Annotated in this window: 17 protein-coding genes and 1 tRNA gene; 6 read left to right on the top strand and 12 right to left on the bottom strand. The window is 53.3% G+C overall.

Annotated features, from left to right (window positions below; genetic code table 11):
* Window positions 1-15: 15 nt before the first annotated feature.
* From purE to KIB08_RS01590, 4 genes are all read right to left on the bottom strand, one after another.
* A complete protein-coding gene (purE, locus tag KIB08_RS01575) occupies window positions 16-498 on the bottom strand; it encodes a 5-(carboxyamino)imidazole ribonucleotide mutase (protein WP_075939216.1) in 483 nt (160 codons plus the stop codon).
* A gap of 9 nt (window positions 499-507) precedes the next feature.
* On the bottom strand, window positions 508-1,881 hold the full coding sequence (locus KIB08_RS01580) for an NCS2 family permease (RefSeq protein WP_303988712.1): 1,374 nt from the start codon (window positions 1,879-1,881) through the stop codon (window positions 508-510).
* A gap of 115 nt (window positions 1,882-1,996) precedes the next feature.
* On the bottom strand, window positions 1,997-2,590 hold the full coding sequence (locus KIB08_RS01585; protein ID WP_303988714.1) for a TIGR00730 family Rossman fold protein: 594 nt from the start codon (window positions 2,588-2,590) through the stop codon (window positions 1,997-1,999).
* Window positions 2,587-2,970, bottom strand: coding sequence for a Rid family detoxifying hydrolase (locus tag KIB08_RS01590; RefSeq protein ID WP_288218163.1), 384 nt, complete (start codon window positions 2,968-2,970; stop codon window positions 2,587-2,589). The genes KIB08_RS01585 and KIB08_RS01590 overlap by 4 nt, the downstream gene beginning before the upstream one ends.
* A gap of 285 nt (window positions 2,971-3,255) precedes the next feature.
* Between KIB08_RS01590 and KIB08_RS01595 the strand changes: the two genes are divergently transcribed.
* Window positions 3,256-3,885, top strand: coding sequence for a TetR/AcrR family transcriptional regulator (locus tag KIB08_RS01595; RefSeq protein ID WP_303988719.1), 630 nt, complete (start codon window positions 3,256-3,258; stop codon window positions 3,883-3,885).
* Between the two features lie 49 nt (window positions 3,886-3,934).
* Here KIB08_RS01595 and ileS read toward each other — a convergent pair whose 3' ends face one another.
* From ileS to KIB08_RS01615, 4 genes are all read right to left on the bottom strand, one after another.
* Entirely contained in the window at window positions 3,935-6,742 is a 2,808-nt protein-coding gene (gene ileS / locus KIB08_RS01600) for an isoleucine--tRNA ligase (protein WP_303988722.1), read from the bottom strand.
* A 344-nt stretch (window positions 6,743-7,086) separates the two neighbouring features.
* On the bottom strand, window positions 7,087-8,034 hold the full coding sequence (locus tag KIB08_RS01605; RefSeq protein WP_303988724.1) for a hypothetical protein: 948 nt from the start codon (window positions 8,032-8,034) through the stop codon (window positions 7,087-7,089).
* 386 nt (window positions 8,035-8,420) lie between these two features.
* Window positions 8,421-8,756 carry a hypothetical protein gene (locus KIB08_RS01610; RefSeq protein WP_303988727.1) on the bottom strand — a complete coding sequence of 112 codons (336 nt, stop codon included), beginning with the start codon at window positions 8,754-8,756 and terminating at the stop codon, window positions 8,421-8,423.
* A 95-nt stretch (window positions 8,757-8,851) separates the two neighbouring features.
* Complete coding sequence (locus KIB08_RS01615; RefSeq protein WP_303988730.1) at window positions 8,852-9,445, bottom strand: hypothetical protein; 594 nt, start codon at window positions 9,443-9,445, stop codon at window positions 8,852-8,854.
* A 397-nt stretch (window positions 9,446-9,842) separates the two neighbouring features.
* Here KIB08_RS01615 and KIB08_RS01620 point away from each other — a divergent pair, with 397 nt between their 5' ends.
* From KIB08_RS01620 to KIB08_RS01635, 4 genes are all read left to right on the top strand, one after another.
* Window positions 9,843-10,415: a xanthine phosphoribosyltransferase gene (locus KIB08_RS01620; RefSeq protein WP_303988732.1), complete on the top strand. Its 573-nt coding sequence runs from the start codon at window positions 9,843-9,845 to the stop codon at window positions 10,413-10,415.
* Window positions 10,416-10,448: 33 nt separating this feature from the next.
* Window positions 10,449-11,099, top strand: a complete 651-nt coding sequence (trhA, locus tag KIB08_RS01625; RefSeq protein ID WP_303988735.1) for a PAQR family membrane homeostasis protein TrhA — start codon at window positions 10,449-10,451, stop codon at window positions 11,097-11,099.
* The gene (gene tadA / locus KIB08_RS01630) at window positions 11,096-11,566 is read left to right on the top strand and encodes a tRNA adenosine(34) deaminase TadA (protein WP_303988739.1); all 471 of its coding nucleotides are present in this window, start codon (window positions 11,096-11,098) and stop codon (window positions 11,564-11,566) included. Before trhA ends, tadA begins: the two co-directional genes overlap by 4 nt.
* A gap of 100 nt (window positions 11,567-11,666) precedes the next feature.
* A tRNA-Ser gene (locus tag KIB08_RS01635) sits at window positions 11,667-11,758 on the top strand.
* A gap of 121 nt (window positions 11,759-11,879) precedes the next feature.
* On the opposite strand, the gene KIB08_RS01640 is transcribed toward KIB08_RS01635, so the two are convergent.
* Complete coding sequence (locus KIB08_RS01640; protein WP_303988742.1) at window positions 11,880-12,161, bottom strand: hypothetical protein; 282 nt, start codon at window positions 12,159-12,161, stop codon at window positions 11,880-11,882.
* 180 nt (window positions 12,162-12,341) lie between these two features.
* Between KIB08_RS01640 and KIB08_RS01645 the strand changes: the two genes are divergently transcribed.
* Window positions 12,342-12,797 carry a hypothetical protein gene (locus KIB08_RS01645; RefSeq protein ID WP_303988745.1) on the top strand — a complete coding sequence of 152 codons (456 nt, stop codon included), beginning with the start codon at window positions 12,342-12,344 and terminating at the stop codon, window positions 12,795-12,797.
* 61 nt (window positions 12,798-12,858) lie between these two features.
* Here the strand turns inward: KIB08_RS01645 and KIB08_RS01650 are convergent, their stop codons facing one another.
* The 3 genes from KIB08_RS01650 to fusA all read right to left on the bottom strand — a co-directional run bounded on the left by KIB08_RS01650 (window position 12,859) and on the right by fusA (window position 16,687).
* A complete protein-coding gene (locus KIB08_RS01650; protein ID WP_303988748.1) occupies window positions 12,859-13,755 on the bottom strand; it encodes a stalk domain-containing protein in 897 nt (298 codons plus the stop codon).
* A gap of 87 nt (window positions 13,756-13,842) precedes the next feature.
* Window positions 13,843-14,442 carry an ECF transporter S component gene (locus KIB08_RS01655; protein ID WP_303988750.1) on the bottom strand — a complete coding sequence of 200 codons (600 nt, stop codon included), beginning with the start codon at window positions 14,440-14,442 and terminating at the stop codon, window positions 13,843-13,845.
* 181 nt (window positions 14,443-14,623) lie between these two features.
* Window positions 14,624-16,687 carry an elongation factor G gene (gene fusA, locus KIB08_RS01660; RefSeq protein ID WP_303988753.1) on the bottom strand — a complete coding sequence of 688 codons (2,064 nt, stop codon included), beginning with the start codon at window positions 16,685-16,687 and terminating at the stop codon, window positions 14,624-14,626.
* Window positions 16,688-16,712 lie beyond the last annotated feature (25 nt).

Raw genomic sequence — 16,712 nt, forward strand, 5'->3', positions numbered from 1 at the left:
AAATGACTGTTCTGATTATAATTCAGCTTGCAGTTTCTGATCTTTCTTTTCCACTTTTTCGGCCTGTTCTTTGCGGTAATCGGCAAATTGCCGCGCGAGTTTTTCATCGCTTGCCGCGCCGATTTGGATCGCGAGCAGCGCCGCGTTTTTCGCGCCGCCGATGGCGACCGTCGCCACCGGCATGCCGCTCGGCATCTGCACAATAGCCAGCAACGCATCGAGCCCGCCTAAGCTGGCCGCCAACGGTACGCCGATCACGGGGCGGCAGGTCAAGCTTGCCACTACACCCGGTAAATGCGCGGCCGCGCCCGCGCCCGCGATAAAGCAGGTCGCACCGGCCGCTTCTTCATCATGCACAAATTGCGCCAATTTTTCCGGCGTGCGATGCGCCGACGCAATCGCCACACGATGTTCGACACCGAATTCTTTCAGGATGTTGACAGCGCCCTGCATGACTTTCCAGTCGGAGTCGCTGCCCATAACTACCGCTACTCTCATAGATCCTCCCTATTCGCTTAAAAAGATATAGCGCGCCACAATGAGCACCGCCAAGACATAGACGATCGGATGAACTTCCCGCGCTTTGCCCGTCACTATTTTCATCAACGGATAAGCGACCAGACCGGCCGAAATACCGTTGGCAATACTGTACGTAAACGGCATCATGACAATAGTCAAGAACGCCGGGAATACTTCCGTGAAATCGGAAAAATCAATTTGCTGCACGCCTTCGAGCATCAATGCGCCGACCAAAATCAGCGCCGGGCTCGTCGCGACATCCGGAATCAAAAGCATGACCGGTGTTAAGAACAAACTGATAATAAATAAGATACCACAAGTGACCGCTGTCAGACCCGTGCGTCCGCCCGCGCCGACGCCGGCCGCGCTTTCGACGAACGCCGTGACCGTGCTCGCGCCCAAAAGCGAACCGAGCGACACGCCGCACGCATCGACAAATAACGCCTTGCCCATGCCGGGGAAGCGTCCCGTTTTCGGATCGACGAGACCCGCTTTCGTCGCCGTGCCGATCATCGTGCCCATCGAGTCAAACAATTCCACAAAAGTAAACGTAAAGATGATCGTAATCAGACCCATATGAACCGCGCCTAAAATATCCAACTGGAAGAACGCGTTATTGCTGAAATCCGGCAACATGAACGGCGTGAAATTCGGCGGCAACTGCGCCACTCCCGTCGCGTACGCGACTACCGTCGTCGTCAAAATGCCGATCAAAATCGAACCGTTAATCCCGCGGCCCATTAAAAGCGCGGTAAACAAAAGTCCGAACACCGTCACCAAGTGGCGCGGATTATCCAGCGCGCCCAGTGTAAATAATGTATCATTCGTCGTTGCGACCGTATGTCCGGCACCGGCCACCGCCGCCGCCAGCGTATCCGGCGCAAGCGATAAGACGACTGTCATCAGACCGCTCATTTTCAAACCGATGATCGTGATGAAAAGACCGATCCCGACGGTAATCGCCGCTTTCAAACCGTTGGGGATGCCTTCAATAATCATTTGCCGCACATGCGTGAGCGTCAATACCAAGAAGACGAGTCCGGAAATAAAAACGGCGCCCAATGCGGTTTGCCAAGGCACGCCCATGCCCAACACCACGGTAAACGCGTAAAAGGCGATCAAGCCGACGCCCGGCGCCAAACAAATCGGGTAATTTACGAACAATCCCATCGCGATCGTAATGATGCCCGACGCGAGACAAGTCGCGATCAGCACCGCGTTTTTATCCATCCCCGCCGCACCCATGACGCTCGGTGCGACAAAGAGGATGTACGCCATAGTGATGAACGTCGTAATCCCCGCCATGATCTCCGTCTTGACATCCGTATTGCGCTCTGTCAGCGCAAACAATTTCTCCAGCATAATTCCCTGCTTTCCGCCGCTTTCACAGCTATAATTTCGAGGATAAATCCTGACTTTATTGTACAAAGCCGAGCGAATAATGTCAACGAAAAATCAGAATGTGAACTTATATTTTCTATTTATTGTTCTCTATGTTCCGAACATTTTTATTATTTTTCCATTGTGCCGAGATCGTTTCCAAATCATCGCTGATGGTTAAAATAGATTGTTCATCCGCCGGCAAAAAGCCCGACTGCAGCACGCGCTCGAAAAGTTGCGCCGCGCCGTCGTAGAAGCCGCCGACATTGTACATGGAAACGCTGCCGTCAACCAACGCCAAATGGCGCCACGAAAGCACTTCATAAATTTCTTCCAGCGTGCCGACACCGCCGGGCAGCGCCACAAAATGATCCCCGAGCTCGATCATGCGCGCTTTGCGCTCGTGCATCGTGGAAACGATTTCAAGCCGATCCAAGCCCCGATGCGCCTGCTCTTTATCGACCAGAAAACGCGGCATGATGCCCCAGGTTTTGCCGCCCGCCGCCATGACGCTGTCGGCGACAACGCCCATCAGACCGATTTTGCCGCCGCCAAAAACAAGCGTCGCGCCGAGCTCGCCGATGCGCGTCCCCAAAGCTACCGCCGCGTCACGGTACATGGCCTCATTACCGAAACGCGAACCGCAATACACAACGACTTTCAAGTTGTTTTCCAAACTCTCCGCAATCATTGCGCGCCCTCATCATACGCGATGACATCGACAACGACGGCGCCGCCTTTCGGCAGTGCGGAAACTTCCACGCAAGTGCGCGCCGGCTTGGTCGCTCCGAAAAATTCCGCGTACGCTTCGTTGAGCGTTTGAAACCCGCCCATGTCGGTAATATAGAGCGTTACTTTAACAATATCTTCTTTTGAAAGTCCGGCCGCCTCCAAAATCGCCGCCGCATTGGTAAGCGCCTGCACGAGTTGCGCGACCGCATCGTTTGACAGTTCGCCCGTGGCGGGATCCAATCCCAACTGACCCGACACATAGCACCAGCCGTTCGCCGTTTTCCCCTGTACATACGGGCCGACTGCCGCCGGCGCCTGATCGGTAATAATATTCGCCATATTGATTTCCTCCTTATAGTTTCCTGCGCAAAATTTGCTTTCCATTTGTATCATAGCGGAAACAGTGCCCCGCTGCAAACGCGCTTGACAGCCTTCCGACCGTCGGCTATAATTTTTTTGCTTTATCCGTCGAAAGTTGCAGTAAGATTAACGCTTTGCTAAAATACATGTAAACAAATGATCGTTATAAACGCTGATTTTTCACTGCATTTCATTTTCTCATTTCGTTGTTCATGAGTTACGGCCAGTTGATTTTTTACGGACAGCCGTGTGAGGAGACGTATTATGAATCGCAAATTAACAGGCAAAGGCTTACGAGTTCGCGACCGTATGATCCAAGAAACCGCGCGCATTATCCGCGAACAAGGTTTCAAACAGGCCACTGTCCGCGCCATTTCCGAGCGCGCCGGCGTGAATATCGCTTCGATCCGCTACTATTTCGGCTCGAAAGATGAGCTAATCGGCGCTGCCATCGACTATTTGATGAACAATTTCGAAAATATTGTTCACTACTTGGAAAAAGGGGACGTCGCTCCGGAAGAACGGCTATTTTCGTTTATGCGCAATTACTTCCGCTTAGCGAATATTCACCCGGCGCTGTACCGCTCGATTTCGTATTCGCCGACCGAAGAGCATCAGAATACGTATTTTATCTACACCAACTTGTTGCATGACCGCTGCTGGGATCCTATTTTGCGGACGATTTCCGAATACACCGGCGTGCGTGATCAGGCGCTTTTGCAAATCAAAACGCTCCAGCTTTTCGCGTCCCTCGAGTATCCGCTGATCCTCCATTCCAATCGCTCGGAAGGGCCGGGCCTCGCCTACATTTACCCGAACCATTTGGATGATTACATTCGCGTACTGATCGCCTCTCTGAAAACGGTTCAAAATATTTCGGCGGGCAAAAAATAAAACACAATCAACCGGCAAAAAACACCTCGCTTGGCGAGGTGTTTTTTATTTATTCCTGAACCGCTTCTTCGGCAAGCACGCGAGCGCAACGCGCGCATACGGTCGGATGCTCCGCCGAGTCCCCGACGGTTTCGCTGTGGATCCAGCAACGTTCACATTTCGGGGCCGTTGATTTTTGAATTTCACAAATAAGATCCGGCGTCGTTTCGGCTTGCATGCCGGCAGCGCCTGCCGTGCCTTCAACGACTTCGACTTCCGAAACGATGGCGAGCGCCGCGAGTTCGTCGACGATCCGCATCAGTTCGTCATACGTTTCGCCGGCGGCGTGCAGGATGACTTTGGCATCGAGCGGATGACCGATGACTTTATCTTGGCGCGCCGCTTCCAGCGCTTTTAAGATATCCGTGCGCAAGGTGAGACGTTTTTCCCAACGTTGACCGAGTTCGGCATCGCGATGCTCCTCCACCGCTTTCGGCCAATCGGTCAGGTGCACGCTTTCCGCTTTAGCGTCGACCGCCGGCATCGCCTGCCAAATTTCTTCGGCGGTGAAGCTCAGTACCGGCGCGATCAGGCGCACGAGCGTTTGCAGGATTTGATAAAGCACTGTCTGCGCGGCGCGACGCGTCACGGAGGTCGCCGTTTCCGCGTACAGACGATCTTTGACGATGTCGAGATACATCGCGGAGAGATCGACCGTGCAGTAGTTATGAATGACGTGGTACATCACATGAAATTCATAATTCTCATACGCCTGTGTCACTTTTTCACGTACTTCTTCCAAACGCAAAAGCGCCCAGCGATCGATTTCTTCCAGTTGTTCATACGCCACGTCGTCGACCCCCGGTCGGAAATCGCTCAGGTTACCGAGCAGGAAACGGAACGTGTTACGGATTTTGCGATACACATCGCTCATCTGCTTGACGATTTTCGGCGACAAGCGCACATCGCTCTGGTAGTCCGCGCTGGATACCAAAAGACGCATCACGTCCGCGCCGAATTGGTTGATGATTTCCTGCGGCGCCACCGTATTGCCGAGCGACTTACTCATCTTGCGACCTTCGCCGTCCATCGTAAAGCCGTGCGTCAAGACTGTTTTATACGGCGCGTGTCCGTTGACGGCAACCGATGTCAGCAGAGACGATTGGAACCAGCCGCGATGCTGGTCGCTGCCTTCAAGGTACATCGAGGCCGGATACAACTCCGAGCCCTCCTGTTCGAGCACGCCGCTCCAAGTCGATCCGGAATCGAACCACACGTCCATGATGTTCGATTCTTTGGTAAACTCATGACCGCCGCAATGCGGACAGGCAAAATTTTCCGGCAACAGATCTTTCGCCTCGTATTTCCACCAGGCGTCCGTGCCTTCTTCTCTCACTTTGGCGCGAACGGTCGCCATCGTTTCATCGGTGATGACGGCTTCATGGCAATCGTTGCAATAGAAAATCGGAATCGGCACGCCCCAAACGCGTTGGCGCGAGATGCACCAATCCTGGCGATCGGCGACCATGTTGTAGAGGCGTTCCCGTCCCCAGCTCGGGATAAATTCCGTATCGTTGACGGCTTTCAACGCATCGTCGCGGAAATCATCGACGGAGGCGAACCATTGTTCCGTCGCCCGATAGATCACCGGATTTTTACTGCGCCAGCAGTGGGCGAATTGGTGATGCAACGTGCTCTTGCCGAGAAGCTTGCCGGCATGCGCGAGTTTTTTGATGACCGCCACATCGGCGCCGTCCAAAACATTTAAGCCGGCGAGATCTTCGCCCGCCTCGGCGGTAAGGTTGCCCTTGTCGTCAACCGGCGAGAGAATGTCCAAGCCGTACTTTTTGCCGACTTCAAAGTCTTCGACACCGTGGCCCGGCGCGGTGTGGACGCAACCCGTGCCGGCGTCAAGCGTGACGTGCTCACCCAAGATCACGGACGACGTGCGTTCGAGGAACGGATGATGGAAGACCATGCCTTCCAGTTCCTGTCCCTTCTTCGGTTCGCTGACCACTTCGTAATCGGCGATTTTGCACGCCCCCAGCGCGGATTCCACCAGATCCCGCGCCATCAGGTAGTACTCGTCTCCCGCTTTGACCCAGACGTAGTCGATTTCCGGATGCATGGCGATCGCCATATTGGCCGGCAAGGTCCACGGCGTCGTCGTCCAAATGACGCAGAACGCATTGTCTTCATTCGCGCCTTCCGGCAGGAAGCCGCGCGCGTCGATCAGCGGGAATTTGACGAAGATCGAAAACGATTTTTTATCCGCGTATTCGATTTCCGCTTCCGCCAGCGCCGTTTCACACACCGGACACCAGTACACGGTTTTGCGGCCTTTATAAATGTAACCTTTTTTCGCCATCTCACCGAATACGGCGAGTTCACGATCTTCCAATTTCGGATCGAACGTCAAATACGGACGATCCCAATCGCCCATAACGCCGAAACGAATGAAGTCTTTCTTTTGAATTTCGATAAATTCTTTCGCGTAGGCAAGGCATTTAGCGCGCAATTCCAACGGCGACATTTCCGCGCGATTGAGGCCCGTGTTTTTGATGACGGCGTGTTCAATCGGCAGTCCGTGCGTATCCCAGCCCGGACGATACGGCGTGTAGTAGCCTCGCATCGTCTTGTATTTCATGATGATGTCTTTCAGCGTTTTATTCATCGCGTGACCGATGTGCAGGTAGCCGTTAGCGTACGGCGGGCCGTCATGCAACACGAATGACTCCGCGCCTTCCCGTTGCGCTAATCGTTTTTTATAAATATCATGTTCCTGCCAAAAATCCAACCACTGCGGTTCCCGTTTCGGCAAGTTGCCGCGCATCGGAAATTCCGTTTGCGGCAAATGTAATGTTTTCCCGTAATCCATAATGTCCTCCCTGTAATAAAAAAACGCCTCATCCCCAAGGGACGAGAACGTTGTTTCCCGCGGTACCACCCTACTGGTCATTGCTGACCGCTCAAGCGCGATAACGGTGCGACCGGCGAACACTTGCGGCATTCGCGACTCCCGAGTGATCCGCACCTATCGCATCCGCTCGGCTTCCACCGCCCCGAGCTCTCTATGGTCTGCTGATACATGCCGTCTCGTTCATTGCCTTCTGTTAGAAAATAGTTATAAATTATTATACGAAAAAAAAAGAACAGCGTCAAGAAATTACCCAGTCGCGCAAAATAAAAAGCGACCTCACAAGAGGCCGCTTTTTTCATTCCTTATTTACCGTAATTTTTATCGGCTTTGACTTCGATGCGGAATGCGTTTTCACCCAGGAATACGCGATCGACATCATATACGTCTTTGCCGTATTTCTGATCGAGATAGTATTCCACCGCGTCTTCCGCCTGATCGGAAAGCACATCGGGAGTTGCGCCATACGTGTATTTACCGAGGATTTCCGTGATCGCCGCACGGTCTTCCGCCGGCAACGCTTTCGTGTAGTCCATCAGTTCCAGAACCGTATGCGTTTTGGCAGCGACCGGTTGCGCCGGAACGACTGCCGCGCCCGGCGTTTTGTAATTGTCGTCGCCTTTGATCTGAACATCGTAAGCGCCATCTGCCACTTTTTTCACGTCGACATCATAGAAGTCTTCGCCGTATTTCTGATCCAAGTAATGTTCCACGGCGTCCTCCGCGCGTTCCGCCAAGTTAGCGGCGCTGTCGCCGTACGTATAGTTGCCGAGAATCGCCGTGATCTGTTCACGATCCGCGGCGGCCATTTCATGCGTGAAGTCCGTCAACTGCAAAACGATACCGCCGTCAGCCAATACGGTCGACGCAGGCACTGCAGCCGGTTCCGTCGGAGCGGTCGCTACGGTCGGTTCCGCCGGTGCGGGCGCAGGAACTTGGTGAGCATCGTTGGTAACGTAAATATTCATGTGGTAGTCACTGACATCTTTGTCCGTATAGACAAAGTATTGACCTTCCCCATATTTTTGGTCCAAGAAATTCTGAATATCAGCTACCGCCTGATCCACCGCGCCTTCACTGACGCCGCGTCCCAAGTAGGGTACCGCAATATCACCGGTGTGTTGTTTATCTTCAACGGTCAGCGTCTTGCTCTGGTCACGGAGATAATACATGTCAACATCGTAATAGTTCGTCGCCATGGCGCTTGTGCCGATGGCCGCCAATACGGTTAATGCTAACGCTGTCTTTCTCATCTTCCAGCCTCCTTTGGCAATGTCTGTCACTGTAATATAAAATTTTTCAGCGGATCGCAGGGACGATCAATTGCAAACAACGGACAGACTTCTGCTGCTCACACTAATACATTGTATGCTTTTATTATACATTTTCATGCCCAAAACGTCAAATATCCGTTTTTGTTGCGCCATTTTTGAGCCAAAAACAAATCAAAGAAAATTTGTGCAGACGAGTTTTCCGATATCCGACACGTCAGTCGGAATGCGCCCGGAATATAATCTTACCCGAAAGCATTGGCGTAAAAATATTTTACTTTTTTACCGAGGGACTCATTTATTTCCCAATGATAATCATAAAATTTTACACAAAAAAACAGCTCCTTGCGGAGCCGTTTTTTTATTTGTTATTGCTGTTCTTTCGCAGCCTTCGTATTCAAACGATGCTGCAAGTAGTTACGCCCGACCATAACCCGATACTGGACCTTGCCGTTATCCGACGTGACGAATACGACTTCAAATACATGATCGCCGTATTTTCGAGCCAAATATTGCGCCGCCGCTTCACAAGCCTCTTTCGGCCGGCAGCCTTCAAAATAGCCGCGCAACTCTTTCTGATCCTGCGCGCTCAGACGTTTCGTGCAGTCCACTAACATCCCGCGCGAATCAGGTTGCGGCGGTACAATTTCCGCATCGTAAGCGCCGTTAAAATAGTTGGCATCGGCTTGCATGTACTGCCCCATGCGCACGCCGTACTCATTGTAGTAGGCGCGTCCGTCGGTGTAACCGTTCGGCGTTTCACCGGTTTGACGCGGCTGTACGCCTTTCGCCGCCGGAATTACTTGTTCTTTTCGGAATTCGCTTGTTTTTTTTCCGGCGCTACCTGCGGCGGCACGTTCGGATAAAGATCTTTGTTTTCCGCCATCTTGTCCGTCATCGGTCTGGCGTCCGGATCAAAGTAACGAGCATCCGCCTGCATGTATTGGCCCATGCGTACACCGTGTTCATTGTAGTATGCCTGACCATCGGTATAACCGTTCATGGTTTGACCGGGAGCATACGGTTGTACGCCTTTCGCCATCGGTTTTACTTCCGGTTTTACTTCCTCTTTAACGTTCTTGTCTTGTTTTTCTTGCGGCGCTACCTGCGGCGGCACGTTCGGATAAAGATCTTTGTTTTCCGCCATCTTGTCCGTCATCGGTCTGGCATCCGGATCAAAGTAACGAGCGTCCGCCTGCATGTATTGACCCATGCGTACGCCGTGTTCATTGTAATACGCCTGACCGTCGGTATAACCGTTCATGGTTTGACCTGCGGCATACGGTTGCACACCTTGTGCCGCCGGCGTAGCCGGTACCTGAGCGTTGTCCGCGGCCAATACGCTGCCGCTGATTGCTGCCAATGCAGCCATTGCGAGTAATGTCTTTTTCATCTTGCTTCCTCCTTTATACGTCTGTCACCGGAATAAAAATTCCTTTCGGCGGACCGCCAATGCGATCCATTTTCCAATCACCGGACAGACCCTTTGCTACTTTCATTATACGTTTCGTACCAAAAAGCGTCAAATATTCCTTCCGTTAAAAGCAAATAAATCGTTTCGGCCGCCGCGTCTAACCGTTTGTTTTTTCGATCCGCCATCATCTCGGCCACGACTCTTCACCACGCCCCTTTTGGGTCACAAAGCCGCATTTCACGCTTGGATGCAACGCGCTCTTTTTGTCTGTCAAATGAGGACAACTTGACGGACTTTTTATATTTTGTGATAATCTGAATTAACATCATGTGCGTATAGCAGGCACGCGTCACCAATGTAGCGGAAAGAGGTCAGCATGAATCAGTTAGAAACAAAAATCCAAACCGAAGGGCGCATTATTGATAACCGCATTTTGAAGGTCGACAGCTTTATCAATCAGCAGCTCGATCCCGATATCTATCGGGAAATCGGCGTGCGCATGGCGGCGCAGTTCGCGCAAAGCAATGTCACCCGTATTTTGACGATCGAAGCCAGCGGCATCGCGGTGGCGCTCGCGACAGCGTACGAATTGCATTGCCCCGTCGTCTTCGCCCGAAAGCAAAAGCAAAGCGCGTTCAGCGATGAACTCTATGTGACGAAAATTCATTCATACACTAAAAACACGGATTACCATGTGACTGTCTCCAAAGAGTTTTTACCCGCGGGAGAATCGGTGCTGATTGTCGATGACTTTCTCGCGCGCGGGGAAGCGAGCTTCGGTCTGGCGCGCCTGGTCGAAACTTCCGGTTCCAAGGTCGCCGGCATCGGTATCGTGATCGAAAAAAGTTTCCAGCCGGGCGGCCGACTGCTGCGCGAGGCCGGTTACGATTTACATTCGCTCGTGAAAATTAAAGCTTTTACGAATAACCAAGTCGTTTTTGACGAGTAACGAAATACACAGTTTTTTTGCGGGGAGGTTTCCATGACACGTGAACTTCGCGCGGAAATCGGTAATATCGCCACCCATGCGGTCGGCATCATCATGAGTATCCTCACGCTCGGTCTCGGCGTTTGGTCGCTTTGGCAGTTCCGCGCCGCGCCGCTTGCGCACGCCGCGCTTTGGGTATACGGTCTGTGCGCGGTCGCATTGTATACCGCTAGCACCGTGTACCACAGTTTATTCGCCGCGCCGTTGGCGCGCAAAGTGGCACGTCGCTTTGACCATGCCGCGATTTATCTGATGATCGCCGGCTCGTACACGCCGTTTTTATGGATTGCGATGCACAACCGCGGCGGTTTCACCTGGAGTATTATCATTTGGGTGGTCGCCATTGTCGGGATCATTTTCAAAGTCTTTTATGCGGGACGCTTCAAAACGATCTCCACGCTTTTATACCTGGCGATGGGCTGGCTCGCCGTCGTCATGTGGCCGGATCTGACCGCGTCCCTGCCGCCTGCCGCGATTCATTTATTGCTCGCCGGCGGCGTCGTCTATACGTTGGGAAGTATTTTTTATCTCTGGCAAAAACTTCCTTACCAGCACGTCATCTGGCACGTCTGCGTGTTGGCGGGAAGCATTCTTCAGTGGCTCGCCATTCAGCTGTATGTACTACCTTTGGGAGGACTGCTTTGAGCGACGAACAGTTTATGCGCCAAGCGTTGGCGCTCGCGGATCGCGCCGCCTCCGTGGGAGAAATTCCCATCGGCGCTATTGTCGTCTGTGACGGCAAGGTGGTCGGCAGCGGTTACAATTTGCGCGAATCCATTCCCGACGCCACCGCGCACGCGGAAATGATCGCGTTGCAGGAAGCTTGCAAAAACTTGCAGCGCTGGCGGCTTTCCGACTGCACGCTCTACGTCACGATTGAACCTTGCCCCATGTGCGCGGGCGCGATCGTCAACAGCCGCATCAAGCGGCTTGTCTACGGCGCCGCCGACAGCAAAGCGGGCGGCGTCGAAAGTATTTTTCGCATCGCGGATCATGACGCGCTTAACCACCAAGTCGAAATCCGCGCCGGCGTGTTGGAAGACGAGTGCCGGCAAAAAATGAAAGATTTCTTCCGCGCCCGCCGCGCCGCCAAAAGCGCTGACGAGAAATAAAAAACGGCCGCATTACGCTGCCATGAAAACAAAATTGACTTCATTCTTACCGTTATGGTAAAATATTTTTATCGTTTGGTGCAGATGCGCTGAACGATAGGGAGAGGTGTCCGAGCTGGCCGAAGGAGCCTGACTCGAAATCAGGTAGGCGGCAACCCCGTCTCGTGGGTTCAAATCCCACCCTCTCCGCCACGAAGATACGCGCGACGATGTCGCGCTTTTTTATTTATAAAAATGCGTGTACACAAAAACGCACGGCCGCGGCCGCGCGTTTTTCAGGGGGTACTGCTGAGCAAATTATAATCCCCTTCCTTTAGGGCAAAAAGTCTTTTAACTTGTTCAAAGTTTCGTTGTTACCGAGTGCGGCACCAAGTTGCTGTCCCGATGTTATAACCATTTGCGTCATTTCCTGCGTCTGTTCTTCCGTGAGCGGCGCGCCGGTTACTTTCGCGCCGACCGTTTCGACCAGGGAACGAACTTCCGCTTCGTAATCCGACTGATTGATTTCGCCGGCTTTAAAACGACGATACAAGTCCTGTACTTTTTCCATATCGATTTGATCGGTCAGTTGACGCAACATTTCCATTTTCTCCATACGCCTCACTCCTTTGTAGAACGGCCGCCCCGTTGCCGCGTTCGGGCGACAGATAATACAGATCACGCGGCTTCACCTGTATTATATCACCGGTAGCCGGCTCGAAACGGAACTTGCCGTTTCATACGGGTAAGGTTACAATAAAGAAAAAGCAAATTTTTACAGCCAAAAGGAGATAATATGCTTCATTTTTCAAAATGGACCGGCGTAGTGTTGGCGGCTCTGCTTTGGGTCGGCGCAAGCGCGCAGGCGATGAATGAGCCCTGGCAGGGAAATCCCGAATATCCGTTCATTGTGGCTCATGATAATGTGGTCGTTTATCAGGACAACGCGTCACTGAAGTTCCTGCAATTTACGCCGGAAGGCGTGATGTGGCGCATTGATCTGGTGACGGTTTTGCCGGCCGCCGATCCGAACTCGATTGCGCGCGTCGATCGGATTTGGTATCGCAAAATAAATGATGAGCCGCTGGATCGCGTCTACGTCAAACTCAAAGAGTATGCCCCTTGGGGTCTGCTTGATCTCACGAATACCGGCGCTTATAATTTGTTGCTGCGCGAAGGTTTCCTTGCCAGCTGGAATTTGGTGTACGGCTATCCGTATCCGATCCCGCGCGCCGTGTTTGACAACAAATAAATCGGGATACGAAATAAAAAAGCACCTCGCGCGAGGTGCTTTTTTATTTCGTGTTTTATGATTATTTGTCGGCCGGTGCCAAGACCCGCCAAATGTCTTCGATGACTTTCGCCGGTGCATAGGTCGTACCGTCTTCGACCACAATGTGCTCGACGGTCGAGGTTTCACCGTTCGCCATAAATTGCGCCTGTTCGGCCGCCGGATGCAAGACGATTTCCACAACCTCAGCGTCGCGCGTAATACTGATGGTGCGCGTTGCATCATTCCAACCGATGTCGGCGCCCGCTTGCGTCAACGCGTCGCGCAAGGCGTAAACTTGCGTGCCGTCAGAGAGCGTCTTCGCCGTGCCGAGATCGATTTTGTCTGCGTCCGCTTTAGCCGTATCCGCAGAGTCGGCCGGCGTCGCCATCGTGACTTTGCCGAAAATCCAAACCCGCTCCGGATTGGTTTGCGGCGGAAGGCTCAATGTCGCGGTCGTGTAGAGCACAAGCAGCGGATTTCCCAATACGTATTTAGTTGGGACCGCCTGCCCCGTAAGATCGGTCACTTTGTCCGGCACGTTGAGGACCACCAAACGTTCATGAGCGCCGCTGCCGTTTTTCGCAAAATAATCCAAGTCGACAGCGTACTTGCTGTCCGGATGAGCAACCAGCAAAGCCGGTTTCTTAGCGGCTTCTTGCTTGTCCGCAGCCCGCGTGAAAAATTGGATATCGTCCCCCTTTTTCCACGCGACTTTGTCGGCCGCGACGAATTCCCCCGTCGCGGCATCCACGACGCGAATACCTTGCGTCGGAACTTGCGCTTTTTCCTTTTTCCCTTGTACCGTCAGCACGCCGCCGTCTTTCACTTCCACGATCTGCGCGCGCTGCATCATGTAGCCGAGGGCTTGCGCCTGCGCTGCCGCCGGCATGGCGAACGCCACCAGCAAGGCCATGACTAACCAACCGATTCGTTTCATAGTATCCTCCTTTTGCGATCTTGTCGCTTTATGTCATCGTACCATACCTGTTTCATAAAGCGTTTAAGAGGACGTTAAAAACATTTTTCAGATACGTGTCGTCGCGGCGGCGCTTTTTTGCATTTTACCGCGATCGCGGATCAGCGCTTGCGTCAACTCCGGCAAAGCGCGGCGCACGGCGGGATACAAAACGGCCAACAGAATAAATGTCGCCGGCGCGCACAAGATGCTGGCAATGAATACGTTGCCGGCGGAACCGACCGCCATCGGGAACGGATAGCCCAGCACAAAATATTTGAACGTCGAGCGAATCAGCGGTTCGACCAGCGCGAAAATCGTGAACGCCACCGCCGAAACCGTCAGCGCCATCCATTTCGTTTCTCCGTAGCGCGCTCGCCACCAATCCGCGCCCGCGCCGGCCAGGTATCCGAGCACCGCGAACGACAGAAAAGTCGGCAACGCGCTCGTTACGTAACCCGCCAACAGATCTGCCATCGTCAGTCCGACAGCGCCGGCGAGCGCGCCGTACCAACGACCGGTGAGTAACGCGCCGATCAAAATAAAGGTATAGCCGAAATAAACTTTACCGGTCAGGCCGAAAGCCATCGGCACCTCAATGCGCAAGTACACGAAACAAATCAATGCGGCGGCCGCCATCAGCGCCGCCACGGTCATACGTCGATGCATAAACATTACCCCTTTTCGTAAAATTTTACCGTTTCTTTACTCAACTATACGGGGTAAACTGACCGCCGACAAGGACAGACCGCATGTACTTCTCATGACAGATTTTATTGGCCTGCGCTTTTTATCGCATACGAGAGAAATGAACCAATAAAAAAGACCGCCGCAGCGGTCTTTTTATTTTTTATTCTTCTTTTTCTGCCGTGTACGCGTCGATGATTTCCTGCGCTTCTTGGAACGGCACCTGTTCGTACTGGTAAAATTCCATATTGAACGTGCCGCGCCCCTGCGTTTGCGAACGCAGTTCCGTCACGTAGGAGAACATTTTGCCCAACGCGACCTGCGCGCGCACCACGGATTCGCCGCCGCGCTCGCCCGGTTCCATGCCGAGGATCCGGCCGCCTTTCGCGGAAAGATCGCCGACGATCGCGCCCATGTATTCATCGGGCACGAATACGTTCACGTTGTACACCGGCTGCAACAATATCGGTTGCGCCTGCGGAATAATCTTGCGCAGCGCCAGCGAGGCCGCCACTTTGAACGCCATTTCCGACGAGTCGACCGAGTGGTACGAGCCGTCGTAGAGCGTGACGCGCACGCCGATCATCGGATAGCCCGCGATCATGCCTTTCGCCAAGGTCTCCCGCGCGCCCTTTTCGACCGCCGGAATATATTGACGAGGTACGGCGCCGCCAAAAATGTCATCGACGAATTCAAAATCTTCCGTCGTCGGTTCGACGCGCAGGAAGACGTGACCATATTGACCATGACCGCCGCTTTGTTTCTTGTGCTTGCCTTCGCCTTCCGCCTTGCCCAGGATCGTTTCCCGGTACGGCACTTTCGGCTCGACGACGCGCGCTTTGGTGCCGTACTTGCGTTCGAGTTTGCCGAGATTATGCTGCAGATGAATTTCCCCCATCGAATAAACCAAAGTCTGCCGCGTTTCCGGATCTTTTTGCGTGACAAAGGTGGGATCTTCTTCCGCCAAGCGGAGCAAGCCGGCGGCGAGTTTTTCTTCATCGCCTTTACTTTCCGGTTCGACCGCTACTATGTACAACGATTTCGGAAAACGCACCGGTTCATATACGACCGGGAAGCCCGCGTCGGAGAACGTGTCGCCCGTCTTCGCTTCGAGTTTGGGGATCGCGATGATGTCGCCCGCCGTCGCCTGTGCTAACGGAATCTGCTGTTTGCCGACGGTCATGTACATCTTCGTAAAACGTTCCGTCAAGTCCTGCGTCTGGTTGATCAGCTTGTCGCCTTCACGCAAGGTGCCCGAGATAATCCGAATATAGGATAGTTTGCCGGCAAACGGATCGATGACGGTCTTGAAGACAAACGCGCTGAACGGATTGTCCGCGTGCACCGTGACGCTCGTTTCCGTCTTGGGATTCGTGCCTTCCATCGTGCGCGCGGAAGCGTCCGGCATGTAGCGGATAATACGATCCAGCATTTTATCCAAGCCGATCTTCGCCAGCGCCGAACCGATCATGACCGGCACAACGCGACCGCTCTTCATGCCTTCGCGCAAACCGAGGCGAATTTCTTCGACCGTCAGTTCGCCGCCATCCAAATATTTTTCCAGCAGGATGTCGTCGCCTTCCGCGGCCGCTTCAATCGCCATATCGCGTACTTCCGACGCGCGCTCCCGCCATTCTTCCGGAATGTCGATTTCCGTTTCCTGACCGTTTTCCCAAACGGTCGCTTTCATTTTCACGATATCGATGATGCCGTGGAAATCTTTGCCCTCACCCAGCGGCAAGTGCAACGGCATGACGGTTTTACCGAAACGTTCGCGCATTTCGGCAAGGGTCTTATCGTAATTCGCCTGTTCGGCGTCCATTTTATTGATGAAAATCATCCGCGGCAGCGCCAGTTCGTCACCGTAATCCCACGCGCGCTGCGTGTCCACTTCCACGCCCGATTCGGCGGAAACGATGATGAGGATGCCGTCGCATGCGCGCAACGCCGCCCGCACTTCGCCGGAAAACTCACCGTAGCCCGGCGTATCGATGAAATTCAGCTTGTAACCTTTCCATTCACAGGGCGCAAGACCCAATTGAATCGTGACATTGCGCTTGATTTCTTCGGGCTCAAAATCGAGAACATGCTTATTATCGGCGCCCGTGCCTACACCTTCGATCGCTCCGGTCGTCGCGAGCAAATTTTCGACCACGGCTGTTTTACCTGCCCCGTCGTGCGACAGGACGGCCACATTACGAATCTGAGAACCTGCATAATCTTTCACGATACCGCCTCCTCAAAGCATTTGT

This window comes from Negativicoccus succinicivorans (assembly GCF_018372215.1).
Classification (GTDB): domain Bacteria; phylum Bacillota; class Negativicutes; order Veillonellales; family Negativicoccaceae; genus Negativicoccus.